Here is an 18,446-nt window from a genome sequence, read left to right on the forward strand (position 1 = left end):
CCGTGGCCCCCGGCCCGCCGTGTTCCCTGCCCGGGTGCCACGTGCGTCCCGGCGGGCCGTCACCGGCGTACGGCCGGTGACCCGGGAACCGGCCGCCGGAGCGTCCGGGCAGCCGCTTGTGGGCGACCCGGGGTGCCAGGCGTACCGGCCCCCGGTTCTGGGGTGTGTGTCACACCATCGAACGGTTACCTCACGACGCGTCACGGCCTATCGTCGTGGCCATGTTCGCCGCCTACGCAGCCCGCATCGACCGTGACCGGCCCCTCGACGGACTCGAGCTGGGTGAACGCCCGGCCCCCGAGGCGCGGTCCGGGTGGACCACCGTCCAGGTCAGGGCCGCGTCGCTCAACCACCACGACCTCTGGTCCCTGCGCGGGGTGGGCCTCGCCGAGGACAAACTCCCGATGATCCTCGGCTGTGACGCCGCGGGCATCGACGAGGACGGCAACGAGGTCGTCCTGCACTCCGTCATCGGCCAGACCGGGCACGGGGTCGGTCCGGGCGAGCCCCGCTCCATCCTCACCGAGCGCTACCAGGGCACCTTCGCCGAACAGGTCACCGTCCCCAGCTGGAACGTGCTGCCCAAGCCGAAGGAGCTCACCTTCGAACAGGCCGCCTGCCTGCCCACCGCCTGGCTGACGGCCTATCGGATGCTGTTCACCAACGCCGGTGTGCGGCCCGGCGACTCCGTCCTCGTGCAGGGTGCGGGCGGCGGTGTGGCCACCGCCGCGATCGTGCTCGGCAAGGCGGCCGGTCTCCGCATGTTCGCCACCAGCCGCGACGAGGCGAAGCGCAAGCGGGCGGTCGAGCTGGGCGCACTGGACGCGTACGAGCCGGGAGCCCGGCTGCCCCAGCGCGTGGACGCGGTCATCGAGACGGTCGGGGCCGCGACCTGGTCCCACTCGGTCAAGTCGCTGCGGCCGGGCGGAACCCTGGTCATCTCCGGGGCCACCAGCGGAGACCGGCCCTCGCACGCCGAACTGACCCGCGTCTTCTTCCTGGAGCTCAGGATCGTCGGCTCCACCATGGGCTCCAAGGACGAACTGGAGGACCTCCTCTCCTTCTGCGCGGCCACCGGCGTACGGCCCGTCATCGACGAGACGCTGCCGCTGGACCGGGCCAGGGAGGGCTTCGAGCGGCTGGCCGCCGGGGATCTGTTCGGGAAGATCGTGCTCACCACCTCGTGAGCCCGGCCGACGTGCTGACCACACCGGAGGGTCTGGTGCTGCGGCACTGGCGGTCCGGCGACGCGCCTGCCGTGCTCCGCGCCTTCGCGGCGGAGGAGATGGCCCGTCAGGCGGCGGGCCCGGTCACGACCACGGCCGAGGCGCTGGACTGGATCGCCGCACGGGCGGCCGAACGGGACGCCGGCAGCGGATTCTCCTGGGCCGTTGTCCGGGACGGCGCGGCCGTCGGGACCGTGGCCGTCAACGCGGTCAGCCACATCCATGACACCGGTTGGGTGTCGTACTGGACCACCCGGTCGGCCCGCGGCTCGGGTGTCGCGGCGGCGGGCGTGCGGGAACTGGCACGCTGGGCGTTTGCCGGCCTGGGGCTCCACCGGCTCGAACTCGGGCACCGTACGGACAACCCCGCCTCCTGCGCCGTCGCCCTGCGGGCCGGGTTCGCTCCAGAGGGCATCGAGCGCGCCAGGCTCCGCTACGGGAGCGAGCGCTACGACGTGGAGCGCCATGCGCGTCTCGCCACCGATCCTGTCAATTTCGGTTGACGCGACCCATGGTGTCAACGTAAGTTGACATTATGACCGAAGCAACGGACCTCGCCGCCCGTGCCGGCGACCACGACCCGCGTGTCGGGCTCCGTGCCGTCGCCGCGCTGCGGCGGCTGCTGGAACAACTCGAAGCCGTCCAGGTGAGAAGCGCCCGCGCGAAGGGCTGGTCGTGGCAGGAGATCGCTGCCGAGCTGGGCGTCAGCAGGCAGGCCGTGCACAAGAAGTACGGGAGGCATTGATGTTCGAGCGATTCACCAAGGGGGCCCGGGCCACGGTGACGGGCGCGGTGACCCATGCCGAGCGGGCCGGAGCGGACGCGATCACGGAGGAGCACCTGCTGTTCTCCCTGCTGGACCAGGAGGGCAGCCGTGCCTCGTTCGCCGTGGCCGCACTCGGTCTCACCGACCGGAGGGCCTCGATCGAGGCTGCGTTCGCGGAGACGCGCCGCCGCGGCGGGCTCACCAAGGCGGACACGGAGGCGCTGGCGGACATCGGCATCGACGTCACCGAGATCGTGGCCCGAGTGGAGGGCGCGCACGGTAGCGGCGTCCTCGCGGGCGACCGCAGGAGCCGCCGGTGGTGGTCGGCGCAACGGCCCTTCACCGCCGGGGCGAAGGGGGTGCTGGAGAAGTCGCTGCGCATCGCCTTGGGGCGCCGCGACCGCTTCATCGGCGAGGAGCACCTCCTGCTCGCGCTGACGGCCTGCCCCGGAGTGGTCGCCGAGGTACTGGCCGACCACGGTGCGACCTATGCGACGGTGGAGCGCGCGCTCTACGGAGCCGGAGGGAACGGGCAGGCCCTGGCCGGCTGACCCGGCGGGGTGGACGCGGACCGGTCCGCGCCCGCCCCGCCGGGGCTCGGATCCCAGGGCCGGCCCGGCGGGCATCCGGCTTGCCGGGCCGCGCGCCGGACCTCGGTCCGGGGCGCGTCAGGAGCCGTTACGGTCCCGGGATGCCCCGTCCGCGCCGGCGGACTTCCGCAGAAGTGCCTCGATCCGTGTCGCGGCCGCCGACAGATGGCCACGAGCCTCGGCGAGCTGGTCCTCGGTGACGCCCCGGTCCCGCGCCGCGTCCCGGATGTCGTCGCGGAAGCGGTCCAGGAGCCGGTCCAGGTCCCGGGCGGGATCGCCGGTGGACGCGGCGTCGGCCGCCCACTCGACGTGCGGCTCCTCCGGCGCGGGCCGGGTGTAGTGCGGCCAGGTGCCCGTGCCGGCGAAGCTGCCGAGACGGCCGGTGATCTCGGCCAGCCCCTCCTGCACGCCCTTGGGCCAGTCGCCCCGGGCGAAGTGCTCCTGCACCTGCCGGGCGGCGTTCTGCATCTGCTCCCGCGCCTTCTCGTGCGCCTCCTTGGCCTGGCGACGGGCCTGTTCGGCGTCCTCACGGGCCCGGCGGGACTCGTCCTTCGCTCTGCGGGCCTGCTCCTTCCACTCCTGCTTGGCCTTGCGCAGCTCCTCCTTCGCCGTCCGCCAGGCCTCCTTCTCGCCCGGGCCGGGGTCCCAGCCGGACCGGCCGCCGGAGGTGCGGCGGGACTCGGAAGCCGCCGCGCGCATCTCGCTGCGGAGCTGCCCCGCCGCGCCGCGCACGTCGTCGCGTATCTCGGCCGCCAGCTCGGAGACCGACTCGCGGATCTCCAGCTCCAGATCGGCCAGCTCGCCGCCCCGGCCCGCCAGCTCGGCCCGCCCCGCGTCGGTGATCGAATAGACCTTGCGGCCGCCCTCGGTGGCGTGGGTGACCAGGCCTTCCGCCTCCAGCTTCGCGAGCCGGGGATAGACCGTGCCGGCCGACGGTGCGTACAGACCCTGGAATCGCTCCTCCAGGAGTCTGATCACCTCGTAGCCGTGGCGGGGGGCCTCGTCCAGCAGCTTGAGGAGGTAGAGGCGCAGACGGCCGTGGGCGAATACGGGGGGCATGTCAGAGCACCTTTCCGGTCGGCTCGCTGTCGTGTGCGTCGTCCTGCGCGGGTGGGCGGCGCAGCAGCGCGATGGAACCCGAGACGGTCGTCGCCCTCAGCTTGCCCGTGCCCGCACCGAGTGTGCCGGTGATCTTCTTCGCTCCCCACTGGCCTCCGACCCGCAGGTCCTCGAACGCGTTGGAGACGGCGCCACTCGCCGTGTTCGCCTCGACCTGCGCGTCCGCCGGGTGCGGCAGGCGGATGGCGATTTCGCCGGAGACCGAGGTCAGCCTGATGTCCGTCGGCTTCGGTGAGGTGTCCAGGTCGAGCACCATGTGGCCCGTGACGGACTCCGCCTTCACCGAGGTGCCCGCGCCGTCGACGACCGTCAGATCGCCGGACACGGACTGGAACCGGAGGTCCCCGGTGACGTTCTGCGCCTCCAGGCCGCCGGAGACGGTCTCGGCGCGGACGACCCCGTCGAGCCCGACCAGGGTGCTGTCGCCGGAGATGCCCCGGAGCTCCGTGCGCCCCCGGATGCCCGAGACGACCGCATCGGCGCCGATCACGCCGACCTCCACCGCCGCGCCCGCCGGGACGGCGAGGGAGACGGCGGCGCTGCGCCGCGAGGACCTGCGGTCGAGCCAGGTGAGGATGCCCTGCCACGGCAGGTCCTCGTAGGCGACGGTCAGGACGCCGTCCCGCTGGGTGACGATCAGGGGCGGCCCGTCGATCCCGGACACCTCCAGCCGGGCTGTCGGCTCGTCGGTGCCGACGACATTGATCACGCCGTCGACGATGCGCACCTTGAGTGCGGTGACCGGTTCGTCGAAGGTGAGCTTCTGAGGCTCGGCGACGGTCCACGTCGACTCGGGCATGGATCTGACCTCCCGCTGGGTGGCGTGACGCAACATATCGCGTCTTCTCAAGAACACGATATATCGCGGTTCCGAGAAGTCAAGGGAATGGCGGCAAGGGGAGGAGACGTGACGTCACGGAACCTCGCGAGTCGTTCATAACGGGGCGAATTGCCCTAGCGTGTGGAGCATGACCACGACATCCGTGGGCGCCCTGCTGCTGTGCCGGGCCGGCGCCCAGACCGTACGGCCCGTGGCCCACCTCCTCCAGGAGGGCATGACGCTCGTGCCCGCGGGGGACGGCTGGAGCGTGCTCGTGCCCGAGGGGAAGCCCTGGCGCAGAGAAACGGCGCCGGGCACCGCAGGAGCCGGAGCCGGAGCCGAGCCCGTCGACCGGGTCGTCGGCGGCTGGGCCACCGCCCTGGCCGTGGGCTCCACCTGGCCGGTGCTCGCCCTGTGGTGGGACGGCGACCGGTCCGGATACACCCTCGCCGCCGGTTTCCGGCGCCCGGTCGGCTACACCTGGCTGGCCGACGGCACCCCCGTCGGCGAGGACGAGGCCATGCGGACGTTCGCCGCCCGGCTGGGCCTCGACCCCGTCCTCGACGTCCAGGCGCTGGAGGGGCTCACCCGCGCGGACCCGGAGGCCGACGCCGACACCCGGCTGCTCGGGCTGCTGACGGTGCTGAGCCGGACCGGGGTGGAGCTGCCGCCCGGCCTCGCACCCGGTGAATCCGCCGACCGGCTGCGCTCGGTCGCCGGAATCCTGCCGCGGGCGGAGCAGATCGAGTGGGCGGGCTGGCGGGACGCCGTTCGCGTGGAACTGGACACCGTGGAGAGCGGGAGCCTCGGACCCTGGGTGCTCGGACCGAGGGCCCGCGCGATCGCCGCGGCGCAGGTGGCCACCGGGCTGCCGCTCACCGTGTGGGGTGCGCGCCGGCGCAGCGGGGGCTGGGTCGCGACGGGCCTGTTGCTGCTGGTGCAGGGGCTGCTGGGCTTCGCGTACGACCGCATCAGGGGGAGGGCCGGAGGTGCCTGGAGCTCCGGCCGGTGAGGCCGCGCGTGTGCCGTGCCCACTTCACGGTCCGGCCGGTGAGGCCGCGCGTGTGCCGTGACCCCGTGCGCGTGCCGTGACCCCGTCACGGTCCGGCCGTGGCGGCCGCGCGAGCCCGCCGTGCCCGGACCCGCCTCCGACGACCGGAGGCGTTCGCCGGGCCCGTGACTACTCGTCCTCGTCGTCGTCCAGGCGCGCGAGCCAGGTCGCGAGCCGCTCGACGGGGACCTCGAAGTCGGGGTTGAGGTCGACGAACGTACGAAGCTGCTCGGCGAGCCACTCGAAGGTGACCTCCTCCTCGCCGCGCCGCTTCTCCAGTTCCTCGATGCCACGGTCAGTGAAGTACATGGGACAAGAATAACGAGGCCCGGAAACCGGAGGGCCCGGCCCCGCGAAGATCTCGCGGGGCCGGGCCCTCGGTGGCGTACAGCGGCTGATCAGGCCTCGAAGACCTCGGCGACCAGCTGTGTCTGCTCGGCCTGGTGACGCTTGGCCGAACCGACCGCCGGGGACGAGCCGTGCGGGCGCGAGATGCGGCGCAGGCGCTCACCGTGCGGCACGTCGGCGCCCACGGCCAGGTCCAGGTGGTCGATCAGGTTGAGCGCGATGAACGGCCACGCACCCTGGTTCGCCGGCTCCTCCTGGGCCCAGAGGTACTTCTCGGCGTTCGGGTACTTGGCGATCTCGGCCTGGATCTCCGCACCCGGCAGCGGGTACAGGCGCTCCAGACGGATGATCGCCGTCTCCGTGTCACCGCGCTTCTCGCGCTCGGCGTCCAGGTCGTAGTAGAGCTTGCCCGCGCAGAAGACGACCTTGCGGACCGCCTCGGCGTTGACCGACTCGTCACCGATGACCGGGCGGAAGCCGCCGGTGGTGAACTCCTCCGCCTTCGAGGCCGCGGCCTTGAGACGCAGCATCGACTTCGGCGTGAAGACGATCAGCGGCTTGTGGTGCGGGTTGTGCACCTGCCACCGCAGGAGGTGGAAGTAGTTCGACGGGAGCGTCGGCATCGCGACCGTCATGTTGTCCTGCGCGCACATCTGCAGGAAACGCTCCGGGCGGGCGGACGAGTGGTCCGGGCCCTGACCCTCGTAACCGTGCGGGAGGAGCAGGGTGACGCCGGACGTCTGGCCCCACTTCTGCTCGGCCGAGGAGATGAACTCGTCGACGACGGTCTGGGCGCCGTTGACGAAGTCACCGAACTGCGCCTCCCAGATGACCAGCGACTCCGGGCGGGCCAGCGAGTAGCCGTACTCGAAGCCCATCGCCGCGTACTCGCTGAGGAGCGAGTCGTAGACGTTGTAGCGGGCCTGGTCGTCGGCCAGGTAGAGCAGCGGGGTGTAGTCCTCGCCGGTCTTCTGGTCGACGAGGACGGCGTGACGCTGGCCGAACGTGCCGCGGCGGGTGTCCTGGCCGGCGAGCCGGACCGGGGTGCCCTCCATCAGCAGCGAACCGATGGCCAGGGTCTCGCCCATGCCCCAGTCGATCGTGCCGTTCTCCACCGAGGCCGCGCGACGCTGCATCTGCGGCATCAGGCGGGGGTGGACGGTGATCTCGTCGGGGATGTTGACCTGGGACTCGGCGATCAGCTTCACGACCTCCGAGGAGATCGCGGTGTTCACTGCGACGGGGAACTCGGCCTGGACGTCCGGGACATGCGGCTGGGACGGTGCCGAGGTGGCCTCGCGGACCTCCGCGAAGACCTTCTCCAGCTGGCCCTGGAAGTCCTGGAGCGCCTGCTCGGCCTCTTCCAGCGTGATGTCGCCGCGACCGATGAGGGACTCGGTGTAGAGCTTGCGCACCGAGCGCTTCTTGTCGATCAGGGTGTACATCTGCGGGTTGGTGAACTCCGGGTTGTCGCCCTCGTTGTGACCGCGGCGGCGGTAGCAGATGAGGTCGATCACGACGTCCTTGTTGAACGTCTGCCGGTACTCGAAGGCGAGCCGCGCGACGCGGACCACGGCCTCCGGGTCGTCGCCGTTGACGTGGATGATCGGCGCCTCGATCATGCGCGCCACGTCCGTGGCGTACATCGAGGAGCGCGAGGACTCCGGGGCGGCGGTGAAGCCGACCTGGTTGTTGATCACCACGTGCACGGTGCCGCCGGTGCGGTAGCCGCGCAGCTGCGACATGTTGAGCGTCTCGGCGACGACGCCCTGGCCCGCGAAGGCCGCGTCGCCGTGGAGCGCGACGGGCAGGACGGTGAAGTCCGTGCCGCCCTTGTTGATGATGTCCTGCTTGGCGCGCGCGATGCCCTCGAGGACGGGGTCGACCGCCTCCAGGTGCGAGGGGTTGGCGGCCAGCGAGACCTTGATCTGCTCGCCGTCCAGACCGGTGAAGGTGCCCTCGGCGCCCAGGTGGTACTTGACGTCGCCGGAGCCGTGCATCGACCGCGGGTCGAGGTTGCCCTCGAACTCCCGGAAGATCTGGGCGTACGACTTGCCCACGATGTTCGCCAGGACGTTCAGGCGGCCGCGGTGGGCCATGCCGATGACGACCTCGTCGAGGCGGGCCTCGGCGGCGGAGTCGATGACCGCGTCGAGCAGCGGGATGACGGACTCGCCGCCCTCCAGCGAGAACCGCTTCTGGCCGACGTACTTGGTCTGCAGGAACGTCTCGAACGCCTCGGCGGCGTTGAGGCGGCGCAGGATCCGCAGCTGCTCCTCGCGCTCCGGAGCGGGGCGCGGACGCTCCACCCGGTCCTGGAGCCACTTGCGCTCCTTCGGCTCCTGGATGTGCATGAACTCGATGCCGGTGGTGCGGCAGTACGACTCACGCAGGACGCCGAGGATGTCGCGGAGCTTCATCATCGTCTTGCCGGCGAAACCGCCGACCGCGAAGTCGCGCTCCAGGTCCCACAGGGTGAGGCCGTGCTCGGTGATGTCCAGGTCGGGGTGCTTGCGCTGGCGGTACTCCAGCGGGTCGGTGTCGGCCATGACGTGGCCGCGGACCCGGTAGGAGTGGATCAGCTCGAAGACCCGCGCGGCCTTGGTGACGTCGTCGTCGTGCGAGGCGTCGATGTCCCTGAGCCAGCGGACCGGCTCGTAGGGGATGCGCAGCGCCTTGAAGATCTCGTCGTAGAACTCGTTCTCGCCGAGCAGCAGCTGGGACAGGACGCGCAGGAACTCGCCGGACGCCGCACCCTGGATGACCCGGTGGTCGTACGTCGAGGTCAGCGTCATGACCTTGGAGATGCCCAGCTTGTTCAGGGTGTCCTGCGACGTGCCCTGGAACTCCGCGGGGTAGTCCATCGCGCCGACGCCCATGATGAGGCCCTGTCCGGGCATCAGGCGGGGGACGGAGTGGACGGTGCCGATGCCGCCGGGGTTGGTCAGCGAGGCGGTGACTCCGGAGAAGTCGTCCATGCCGAGCTTGCCGACGCGGGCACGGCGGACGATGTCCTCGTAGGCCTGCCAGAACTCGAAGAAGTTGAGGGTCTCGGCCTTCTTGATGGCCGCGACGACGAGCTGGCGGTCGCCGTTCGGCTTCACCAGGTCGATGGCGAGGCCGAGGTTGACGTGCTCCGGCTTGACCAGGGTCGGCTTGCCGTCCTTGACCGCGAAGGAGTAGTTCATCGACGGCATGGCCTTGAGAGCCTGCACCATCGCGTACCCGATGAGGTGCGTGAAGGAGATCTTCCCGCCGCGGGCGCGCTTCAGGTGGTTGTTGATGACGATGCGGTTGTCGAAGAGCAGCTTCACCGGGACGGCGCGGACGGACGTGGCCGTCGGCAGTTCCAGGGAGGCGTTCATGTTCTTCGCGACGGCGGCCGACGGGCCGCGCAGCGTCACGTACTCCGGGCCGGCGGGGGCCTCGGCCGGGGCATCGCTCTTCGCCGGGGCCGGAGCGGCTGCCGGGGCTGCCTTCGCGGGAGCGGCGGGAGCCGGCGCGGGGGCCGCCGCCTCGGCCGCGGGAGCCGCGGCGGGCGGAGCCGGGGCGGCGGCTGCGGCCGGAGCCTGCGGCGCGGCCGGTGCCGGAGCGCTGTGGTCGACGGTGTTCGCCACGGTGGTCGCCGGCGGCGGTGTCACCGCTCCCGCGGGTGCGGGGACGGGCTTGTCCGCCGTGCCGGACGCGCCCGGCTTGTAGTCGGCGAAGAAGTCCCACCAGGCGCGGTCGACCGAACTGGGGTCCTGGAGGTACTGCTGGTAGATCTCGTCGACGAGCCACTCATTGGGGCCGAAGGCGGCGGCCGGGTTGGACCCGGAGCCCGCTTCTTGATCGGTCGAGATGCTCGAGTTACTGGGGGACTGAGACGACACGGCGGCAACCGCCCTCTTCCGCTTCACAAGGTGATGGACAGCGGAAATCAAGGCTACGCCTCCCCAGCCGTTACGTGCAGGCCGGGCCGGTCTTCGTCGTGCACATCACATCGGAAGCCGGGTTTCGGCGCATGAAATGGCGGGAAACAAGCAGAGTTCCGCTACGCGGGCCAGCGCTGTGGCCCCTTGGACCGTATCTCTTTTCCGGGCGTGGGGAGAACGTGCTCCTCCGCTTCGAACGCCGAGTCAACTACGGGGTTGCGTGTTACCCGGGAGAGTGACTCTAATCCGGCAACCGCGCGCTGATTCGGCCACACCGATCCTCCCGCCGTGCAGGTCCACGGCCCAGCGCGCGATCGCCAGCCCCAGCCCTGTGCCGCCGTCGCTGCCCGGCCCGTGCGGGGACGGCGCCTGGCCGCGGTTGAAGCGCTCGAAGACCCGGTGGCGCTCCGCCTCGGGGATGCCGGGCCCCTCGTCGATGACTTCCAGCTCCAGCGACTCGGGGTGCGCACCGCGCCGCGCGAGCACCGTGACCCTGCCGTGCGGCGGGCTGTGCTTGACGGCGTTGTCGATGAGGTTGGCCACCACCTGATGCAGCCGTTCCGCGTCCGCGTGGGCCGTGAGCTCGGGCGGTGAGACGTCCAGGTGGAGGTGGACGTCCGTACGGGAGTGGTTGCCCGAGCCGGAGGAGAGCCGGCGCTGCGAGGCGGCGAGGTTCGCCTCCTTGAGTACGCCGGAGAGATACGGCCAGACCTCGAAACGGCGTGCCTTGATCTCGACCACGCCGTTGTCGAGCCGGGACAGGTCGAGGAGGGTCTCCACCAGCCTGCCCAGGCGCTCGGTCTGCTTCAGCGCCGTGCGCATCGTCTCCGGGTCTGCGGCGGACACCCCGTCCACCACGTTCTCCAGCACGGCTCTGAGCGCGGCGATGGGCGTGCGCAGCTCGTGGGAGACGTTCGCCACCAGCTCCTTGCGGTGCCGGTCCTCCGCCTCCAGGTCCTCCGCCATGCGGTTGATCGTCTGGGCCAGGTCGCCCAGCTCGTCCCGCCGCCCGGCGCCGCTCACCCGCGTCGTGTAGTCGCCGTGGGAGATCGACCGGGCGACGGAGCGCATCTCGTCCAGCGGAGCGGTCAGGCCGTGGGCCACGAACTGCGTGATCAGCAGGGTGGCGATCACGGAGAAGACCGTGATGAACCGGAACTCGGTCCGGGTCCGCAGCGCGACGATCAGCAGCCCGGTCGTGATGAACACCGAGATCACGACCAGCGCGCCCAGCTTCGCCTTGATCGAGAAGGGCCGCAGTCCGGAGCCGGGCCGGGTCATGGCGCGGGGGTCTCCAGGGCGTAACCGACACCGTGGACGGTGCGGATGCGCTCGGCGCCGATCTTCCGGCGCAGAGCCTTGATGTGGCTGTCGACCGTGCGCGTCCCGGAGGCGTCCGCCCAGTCCCAGACCTCGGCCAGCAGCTGCTCCCGGGACAGCACCGCACGGGGGGTGTTGGCCAGGCAGACCAGCAGGTCGAACTCGGTCGGGGTGAGGTGGACGTCGTCGGCGCGCACCCGGACGCGGCGCTGTGCGTGGTCGATCTCCAGCTCACCGAGTCGCAGGATGCCGCTGCGGGGGGTCACGGCGGCCAGTGCCGCCCGCTCGACCCGGCGCAGCAGGACGTGGACCCGCGCCGCCAGCTCACGCATGGAGAACGGCTTGGTCATGTAGTCGTCGGCGCCGACCCCGAGTCCGACCAGCATGTCGGTCTCGTCGTCGCGCGCTGTCAGCATCAGCACCGGCACGGGGCGCTGGGCCTGCACGCGGCGGCAGACCTCCAGGCCGTCGAAACCGGGAAGCATGATGTCGAGCACCATCAGGTCGGGCTGCCACGCCTCGGCCGCGTCCACTGCCGCGGGGCCGTCCAGTGCGGTCTGCACCAGGAAGCCCTCGGCCCGCAGACGGGCGGAGATGGCGTCGACGATCGTCGGGTCGTCCTCGACCACCAGCACCCGGCGCTGAGCCCCGGGGGTGGCCGCGACGCCGTTGTGGGTGGTGTGTGTCTGTTCCATCGCCCCGCCCCTGCCCGTTCTCGCGGAGGCCATTCCCCCGGAGGCACGGTTATCGCTTGTGGATGTCGTCGGTGATCCCTTGTGCCGGTCAGAGCGTAAAGGCACGGGAGGCCTTCCGGCTACGCAGGGTGTTGTCCGTCGTGAAGGTGTTACCCACGGAAAGGGTGTGGATCACCGGCCGCACCGCGTGCGGCCCCCGGCAGGGCGGGGCCGTGCATACCGGGTGGGGGTTCAGTCGTCCCGGAGTGCGAGATGGACCACGTCCGGCACACCTCGGGCAACGGCTACTTCTTCGGTCGTTACGGCGTGGAATCCGGCATTCCGTAGAGCCGGCCCGAACTCCGCGGACGGCTGCGCCGACCACACGGCGAGCACTCCGCCGGGGGTCAGGCGCGCCCGGCAGGCCGTCAGACCGGCCGGAGAATAGAGGTTCCCGTTGTCCTCGGTGACGGTCCAGTCGGGGCCGTTGTCGATGTCCAGACACAGGGCGTCGTAACGCTCCGTGGCCGTGCGGAGGTGCGCGACCAGGTCCGTGCGCAGGATCTCCGTCCGCGGGTCGGCGAGGGCCGCACCGGAGATCCGGCCGAGAGGGCCGTCCAGGTGCCAGTCCACGACCGCCTGTTCCCGCTCGACGACCGCGATCCTGCCCCAGCGGGGCTCGGCCGCGGCCCGCGCCAGGGAGAAGCCGACGCCGAGCCCGCCGATCAGGACCGACGGGGAGGGCCGGTCGGCGGGCAGGGCGGCGAGCGCGGCGTCGACGAGCAGGCGCTCGGAGCGTCCGTCCGAGGTGTCCATCAGGAAGCAGCCGTTCGCGATGATCTCGAAGTCCTCGCCGCGCCCGCGCAGGACGACTTCACCGAACGGTCCGTCCCGGCGGTCGAGCACGACGGGGCGGGGGGTGTCTGTGGCGGACATGTGTGCGTTCTCCGGTCTCGGGCGGGTGGCTGTTCGGGCCGTCGATTCTCCCCGCCGCGTCGGCTCCGGACCACCGGTTTCCCGGCTCCCGCCCCGTTCGGGGTGGGAGCCGGGCCCGGGGCCGTGGGGCGTGTCGGAGCGCTGCCGGGAGATGCGGGGAATGGCGGCGGCCCGGGTGGTGCTGCTGTGGAAGAAGGTGTCGCGCCCAAGGGCGTGCGGGTCCCGCCCGTGCGCCGTCGGCCGCGTCGGGCCTTCACCGGATCTCCCCAGGTCGCACGCAGGCCGAGTGGTGATCGCCCACAGCGAACAGAGTGTGGGGAACATTCCTGGGCTCACAAGCATTGAGTGCACATAGCTCAACTTGGCTGCCGAAGGGAAGATCATGACTGCTGAGTCCAAGGCCGAGACGTTCGCGCCGGTCGACCTGCCCGTGCTGCCGCTCGACGACGAGGTCGTACTGCCCGGCATGGTGGTGCCGCTCGACCTGTCGGACGCGGAGGTGCGCGCCGCGGTGGAGGCCGCGCAGGCCGTCGCCCGGGCCGGCAGCGGCAAGCCCCAGGTGCTGCTCGTGCCGCGTGTCGACGGCAGCTACACCGGGATCGGTGTCCTCGGCACGGTCGAGCAGGTCGGCCGTCTTGCCGACGGGGACCCGGGGGCGATCATCAGGGCCCGTCACCGCGTGCGGATCGGCGCCGGCACGAGCGGGCCCGGCAACGCACTGTGGGTGGAGGGCACCCGGATCGACGTGTCCGCGCCCGACCCCCTGCCCGGATCCGTCGCGGAGCTGGCCAAGGAGTACAAGGCCCTCGCCACCAGCTGGCTGAAGAAGCGCGGTGCCTGGCAGGTCGTGGACCGGGTGGAGCAGATCGAGGACATCTCCGCGCTCGCCGACAACTCCGGCTACTCGCCCTTCCTCACCATCGGCCAGAAGGTCCGGATGCTGGAGACCGCGGACCCGGTCGCCCGTCTGAAGCTCGCCATCCAGTGGCTCGGTGAGCACCTGGCCGAGCAGGATGTCGCCGAATCCATCGCCAAGGACGTCCAGGAGGGCGTCGACAAGCAGCAGCGAGAGTTCCTGCTGCGGCGCCAGCTCGACGCGGTGCGCAAGGAGCTTTCCGAGCTCAACGGGGAGTCCGGTGCCGACGAGTCCGACGACTACCGTGCCCGCGTCGAGTCAGCCGATCTGCCGGACAACGTCCGCGAGGCCGCCCTCAAGGAGGTCGAGAAGCTGGAGCGCGCGTCCGACCAGAGCCCCGAGGGCTCCTGGATCCGGACCTGGCTGGACACGGTCCTCGAACTCCCGTGGACCGAGCGGACCGAGGACGCCTACGACATCAAGGGCGCCCAGGAGGTCCTGGACGCCGAACACGCGGGCCTGCAGGACGTGAAGGAACGCATCACCGAGTACCTCGCGGTGCGCAAGCGGCGTGCCGACCGCGGGCTGGGTGTGGTCGGAGGCCGCCGGGGCGGTGCGGTGCTGGCGCTCGTCGGCCCGCCCGGAGTCGGCAAGACGTCCCTGGGCGAGAGCGTCGCGCACGCCATGGGACGCAAGTTCGTCCGGGTCGCGCTCGGCGGTGTCCGGGACGAGGCGGAGATCCGCGGTCACCGGCGTACGTACGTCGGCGCGCTGCCGGGGCGCATCGTCCGGGCGATCAAGGAGGCCGGGTCGATGAACCCGGTCGTCCTGCTCGACGAGATCGACAAGGTCGGCTCGGACTTCCGGGGCGACCCGGCGGCCGCCCTGCTCGAAGTGCTCGACCCGGCGCAGAACCACACGTTCCGCGACCACTACCTGGAGGTCGAACTCGACCTGAGCGACGTGGTCTTCCTGGCGACGGCCAACGTCCTCGAAGCCATCCCCGAGGCTCTGCTTGACCGCATGGAGCTGGTCAGGCTGGACGGCTACACCGAGGACGAGAAGGTCGTCATCGCACGCGACCACCTCCTCCCGCGCCAGCTGGAGCGGGCGGGCCTGGAGACGGGCGAGGTCGCGCTCGACGAGTCCGCCCTGCGCAAGCTCGCGGGTGAGTACACCCGGGAGGCCGGGGTGCGGAACCTGGAGCGCGCCGTAGCCCGGCTGCTCCGCAAGGTGGCCGCCCAGCACGAGCTGGGGGACCGGGAACTGCCGTTCACGGTGTCCGAGCAGGACCTGCGGGGCCTGATCGGCCGGCCGCACCACGTGCCGGAGTCCGCCCAGGACCCCGCCGAGCGCCGTACCGCGGTCCCGGGTGTGGCGACCGGGCTCGCCGTCACCGGGGCGGGAGGGGACGTGCTCTTCGTCGAGGCGTCACTGGCCGACCCGGAGACCGGGGCGTCCGGACTGACCCTGACGGGCCAGCTGGGCGACGTGATGAAGGAGTCCGCACAGATCGCGCTGAGCTTCCTCCGCTCGCACGGCGCGGAACTCGAACTCCCGGTCGCGGACCTCAAGGACCGGGGGGCGCACATCCACTTCCCGGCGGGCGCGGTCCCCAAGGACGGGCCGAGTGCCGGTATCACCATGACGACCGCGCTGGCGTCCCTGCTGTCGGGGCGGCTCGTCCGGACCGACGTGGCGATGACCGGCGAGGTGTCGCTGACCGGACGGGTGCTGCCGATCGGCGGGCTGAAGCAGAAGCTGCTGGCGGCCCACCGGGCAGGGATCACCACCGTGGTGATCCCCAAGAGGAACGAGGCGGATCTGGACGACGTCCCGGCCGAGGTCCTCGACACCCTGGAGGTCCACCCGGTGACCGACGTCCGTCAGGTCCTCGAGATCGCGCTCGTCCCGGCCACGGCCAGGGCGAGGACAAGGGTCCCGGCCGCGGCGTAGGTGCCATGTCGTGACGGGCGTGGCACCGCGCGCACGGCCGGTACGGACGGCCCGCTCTCCCCGGAGGGCGGGCCGTTCCGCGTGCGGAGGGGTCAGGGGCGGTACACCGTGCCGGGTTCCGGCTCGGCCGGAGCCATCAGCTGGGGCACGGTCACGAAGGTGTAGCCCCGCTGCTTCAGGGTGTGGATGATGCCGGGAACCGCGGGGACCGTTCCCTTGTAGATGTCGTGCAACAGGATGATCCCGTCCTTGCCGGCCTGGTCGAGTATCCGTTTCCTGATCAGCGCCGAGTCGGTCGTGGAGTAGTCCTTGGCCGTCGCGCTCCAGAGGATCTGCGAGAGTCCGAGTTCCTCGCAGACCTTCGAGACCTCGTCGTCGGTGCGGCCCTGCGGCGGACGCATCAGCCGGGGCTTCTTTCCCGTGATCTTCTCGATCGCGTCCTGGGTCCTCTCCAGCTCGGCCCGTATCTCACCTGGCTTCTTCCCGGTCAGGATCCGGTGCGACCAGGTGTGGTTGGCGACCTCGTGTCCCTCCGCCCCGATGCGCCGCACGGTGTCCGGGTGCTTCAGGACGTGGTCCCTGCCCAGCAGGAAGAAGGTGGCAGGCACCTTCTCCTCCTTGAGCACGTCCAGGAGGTGCGGGGTGTCCTCGGACGGTCCGGCGTCGAAGGTCAGCGCGATGCACTTGGCCTTGCGGCAGTCCGTCCGGCCGAAGGAACCCTTGGCGTCCGACGCGGCACCGGCGCGCGCCGACGCCGGCGCCGTCGTCTGCATCGAGCACCCGCCGAGCGCGAGGGTGAGCACGGTCACAAGAGCGGCGGCCAACCCCGCCCCGAGCGGCTTCGTCCTTGTGGACACAACAGGCACGACAGGCACGACAGACACGACAGGTCCCTCCCCAGGGGCTCGGCAGCACGCCGGCGGTGCGGCACGGAGTGACTATACGTAGAGCGTATACGTGGAGTGCATAGTGGGGGGTGCGGGCCGAGCGGCCCCGGTCCCGGGGGACGTCACCGAGGCCGCGGCCCGGGTGCGGAGCGGCCGGCCGCACCCGGGCCGGGGTCTCGGCGGAGCGGCGGCCGCCGTCTTCCCCACCGGGAGGAGGCCGGCCGAGCGCTCCGGGAGGAGTCCGGTCGACGGCGGAGGGCCGCACCTGCGAAATACTGGCCACGCTGCGGTGACGGCCGGAGTCGAGGATTCATTCGCGGGAAAGCGTGTGAGGAGTGCGGACGTGCACGGCAGCGGAAGCGGCGACGGGCCCGGTGCGAGCGCCGGAAGCGGTGTGGACCACGAGTTCCTGGCGCTGGAGCGCGAGTTGGCGGTCTTCCTGCGCCGTGCGCGCGCCAGTTCCGGGGAGATGGCGCGCGAGGTCCATCCGGACCTGGAATCCGCCGCGTACGGACTGCTCGTACGGCTGGAGTCGACCGGGCGGCAGCGGGCCACCGACCTGGCGGCGTACTTCGGTGTCGGCAAGGCGACCATGAGCCGTCAGCTGCGGGCCCTGGAGGTCCTCGGGCTGGTGGCGCGGGAGACCGATCCGGCGGACGGCCGCGCCTCGCTCGTCCACCTCACCGACGAGGGTCTCGCGCGCTTCCGCACGGTCCGCGACGCACGGCGCGGACGGTACGCCCGCAATCTCGCGGGCTGGGACCGGGCCGAGGTCGCGGAACTGGCCAGGCTGCTGCACCACTTCAACGAGCGCACCGGGAGCTGAGGGCCGGCCCGTCATCCCCGGCGGGCGCGAGCCGCCCGGGGCCGGCGGCGGCTACAGCTCCACGAGAACCGCCGTCGCGTCGTCGTGCCGCTTCCCCCGGCGCAGGTACACGCGCTCGGTGTCGGCCCGCTCCAGCTCCCGGACCCGGTCGATCAGGCCCTGCGGTCCGTCCTTGCGCAGCTGTCCCAGCGTGGCGGTCCAGTCGCCTTCCCGGAACGTCTCCGCCCACCGGCTCGCCCCGTCGGTCATCGCCGCCAGTGCGCGCACCTCGGCCCGGGGGCTCTCCCCGGTCACCGCGCGTGACGCCACCCCCGGGTCCGCGGCGGCGGTGAAGAAGCCGCCCTCCTTGTTCCGTACGCGGGCGTCCGCGATCTCCTCCGAGGCGAGTGAGCCGGGCGGAAGCCGGTCGAGGCGGTCGTCGAGCACGGGGCGCACGGAGCCGTCGGGCGCCTCGACGAGCAGGACCGAGTCGGAGAGCACCAGGTGCTCCACGCGCCGGTCGTCCCAGCGCGCCACGACCACGGTCGCCTGGGGCGTGCGCGGGTGAGAAAGGTCACACCCGGAACGGTGAACGTCGGCGGTGCGGCGAATGGACAGGGTGAGAATCTCGGTAAGCGTCAGATCCCGCCGCGAAGCGGACAGTTCGACCAGTGCCCCGCCGAGCCGCGCCGTGAACCAGGGAACCGAGTGCACACAGCCGTCGTCCTGCGGTGGAGGCGTGACTCCGTCCAGCAGGACGAGGGTGCCGCCCAGGCCGGCGGCAGGGGCCGCGACCGACACCCAGTCCTCGTTGGGGCGTTCGGGACTGCCTGGTCCGGTGGCGAGGTCGATGCGCATCCGGCCAGTCTGCACGACGCCTTCACGCACCCTGCACGATCGTGCTGTTGGGCCGTACGGGCAGGTCAAGGGGGTCACACCGACCGGCCGGGATGCCTTGCGCATATGCGGGCGGGCATCCTGCCAAAGCCGGGCCGGAAGTTCCACCCGGCGGCCCGTGCATGGCGGGGGTCGTCCGTGGGGAGACTTGTTCGCCAACTCCAGAGTGATGTTCACTCGTTCGAGTGGCGGAGCGGTTGATGCGCGGCCCCCTCTTCAGAAGCGCTGGAATGGTCGGAAGCCGTACGGCGCACGCCAGGGTGGGTGTTCATCACATGTGA

Annotated in this window: 16 protein-coding genes; 7 read left to right on the forward strand and 9 right to left on the reverse strand. The window is 71.5% G+C overall.

The window, feature by feature from the left end:
• The first annotated feature begins 221 nt into the window (after positions 1-221).
• Genes ACFYY2_RS18470 through ACFYY2_RS18485 form a run of 4 tightly spaced genes read left to right on the forward strand, consistent with a single transcriptional unit; the run spans position 222 to position 2,543 of the window.
• Positions 222-1,187 (forward strand): zinc-binding dehydrogenase, encoded by a 966-nt coding sequence (locus tag ACFYY2_RS18470; RefSeq protein WP_388743796.1) that lies wholly within the window; start codon positions 222-224, stop codon positions 1,185-1,187.
• 11 nt (positions 1,188-1,198) lie between these two features.
• Positions 1,199-1,729: a GNAT family N-acetyltransferase gene (locus tag ACFYY2_RS18475; protein ID WP_388743799.1), complete on the forward strand. Its 531-nt coding sequence runs from the start codon at positions 1,199-1,201 to the stop codon at positions 1,727-1,729.
• A 32-nt stretch (positions 1,730-1,761) separates the two neighbouring features.
• Entirely contained in the window at positions 1,762-1,971 is a 210-nt protein-coding gene (locus tag ACFYY2_RS18480) for a helix-turn-helix domain-containing protein (RefSeq protein ID WP_073745141.1), read from the forward strand.
• Entirely contained in the window at positions 1,971-2,543 is a 573-nt protein-coding gene (locus tag ACFYY2_RS18485) for a Clp protease N-terminal domain-containing protein (protein WP_388743801.1), read from the forward strand. The genes ACFYY2_RS18480 and ACFYY2_RS18485 overlap by 1 nt, the downstream gene beginning before the upstream one ends.
• Positions 2,544-2,660: 117 nt before the next feature.
• Here the strand turns inward: ACFYY2_RS18485 and ACFYY2_RS18490 are convergent, their stop codons facing one another.
• A complete protein-coding gene (locus tag ACFYY2_RS18490; protein WP_388743803.1) occupies positions 2,661-3,641 on the reverse strand; it encodes a helix-turn-helix transcriptional regulator in 981 nt (326 codons plus the stop codon).
• Between the two features lies 1 nt (position 3,642).
• Positions 3,643-4,500, reverse strand: coding sequence for a DUF4097 domain-containing protein (locus ACFYY2_RS18495; RefSeq protein WP_388743806.1), 858 nt, complete (start codon positions 4,498-4,500; stop codon positions 3,643-3,645).
• A gap of 169 nt (positions 4,501-4,669) precedes the next feature.
• Between ACFYY2_RS18495 and ACFYY2_RS18500 the strand changes: the two genes are divergently transcribed.
• Positions 4,670-5,533 carry a hypothetical protein gene (locus ACFYY2_RS18500; RefSeq protein WP_388743809.1) on the forward strand — a complete coding sequence of 288 codons (864 nt, stop codon included), beginning with the start codon at positions 4,670-4,672 and terminating at the stop codon, positions 5,531-5,533.
• A gap of 168 nt (positions 5,534-5,701) precedes the next feature.
• On the opposite strand, the gene ACFYY2_RS18505 is transcribed toward ACFYY2_RS18500, so the two are convergent.
• From ACFYY2_RS18505 to ACFYY2_RS18525, 5 genes are all read right to left on the reverse strand, one after another.
• Complete coding sequence (locus ACFYY2_RS18505; protein WP_014048295.1) at positions 5,702-5,881, reverse strand: DUF6104 family protein; 180 nt, start codon at positions 5,879-5,881, stop codon at positions 5,702-5,704.
• Positions 5,882-5,970: 89 nt separating this feature from the next.
• Positions 5,971-9,792, reverse strand: coding sequence for a multifunctional oxoglutarate decarboxylase/oxoglutarate dehydrogenase thiamine pyrophosphate-binding subunit/dihydrolipoyllysine-residue succinyltransferase subunit (locus tag ACFYY2_RS18510; RefSeq protein ID WP_388743812.1), 3,822 nt, complete (start codon positions 9,790-9,792; stop codon positions 5,971-5,973).
• Positions 9,793-10,038: 246 nt separating this feature from the next.
• The gene (locus ACFYY2_RS18515) at positions 10,039-11,115 is read right to left on the reverse strand and encodes an ATP-binding protein (RefSeq protein WP_388743814.1); all 1,077 of its coding nucleotides are present in this window, start codon (positions 11,113-11,115) and stop codon (positions 10,039-10,041) included.
• A complete protein-coding gene (locus tag ACFYY2_RS18520; protein ID WP_056794186.1) occupies positions 11,112-11,849 on the reverse strand; it encodes a response regulator transcription factor in 738 nt (245 codons plus the stop codon). Before ACFYY2_RS18520 ends, ACFYY2_RS18515 begins: the two co-directional genes overlap by 4 nt.
• Positions 11,850-12,080: 231 nt before the next feature.
• Entirely contained in the window at positions 12,081-12,764 is a 684-nt protein-coding gene (locus tag ACFYY2_RS18525) for a spermidine synthase (protein WP_388743817.1), read from the reverse strand.
• A 382-nt stretch (positions 12,765-13,146) separates the two neighbouring features.
• On the opposite strand from ACFYY2_RS18525, the gene lon reads away from it, so the two are divergent.
• Complete coding sequence (gene lon / locus ACFYY2_RS18530) at positions 13,147-15,576, forward strand: endopeptidase La (RefSeq protein WP_388743820.1); 2,430 nt, start codon at positions 13,147-13,149, stop codon at positions 15,574-15,576.
• Positions 15,577-15,668: 92 nt separating this feature from the next.
• Here lon and ACFYY2_RS18535 read toward each other — a convergent pair whose 3' ends face one another.
• Positions 15,669-16,349: a polysaccharide deacetylase family protein gene (locus tag ACFYY2_RS18535; protein ID WP_388744334.1), complete on the reverse strand. Its 681-nt coding sequence runs from the start codon at positions 16,347-16,349 to the stop codon at positions 15,669-15,671.
• 457 nt (positions 16,350-16,806) lie between these two features.
• On the opposite strand from ACFYY2_RS18535, the gene ACFYY2_RS18540 reads away from it, so the two are divergent.
• On the forward strand, positions 16,807-17,289 hold the full coding sequence (locus tag ACFYY2_RS18540) for a MarR family winged helix-turn-helix transcriptional regulator (RefSeq protein WP_388743823.1): 483 nt from the start codon (positions 16,807-16,809) through the stop codon (positions 17,287-17,289).
• Between the two features lie 51 nt (positions 17,290-17,340).
• Here ACFYY2_RS18540 and ACFYY2_RS18545 read toward each other — a convergent pair whose 3' ends face one another.
• Positions 17,341-18,126: a hypothetical protein gene (locus ACFYY2_RS18545; RefSeq protein WP_388743825.1), complete on the reverse strand. Its 786-nt coding sequence runs from the start codon at positions 18,124-18,126 to the stop codon at positions 17,341-17,343.
• Positions 18,127-18,446 lie beyond the last annotated feature (320 nt).

The sequence above is a fragment of the Streptomyces sp. NPDC001822 genome, from assembly GCF_042892135.1.
Classification (GTDB): Bacteria; Actinomycetota; Actinomycetes; order Streptomycetales; family Streptomycetaceae; genus Streptomyces.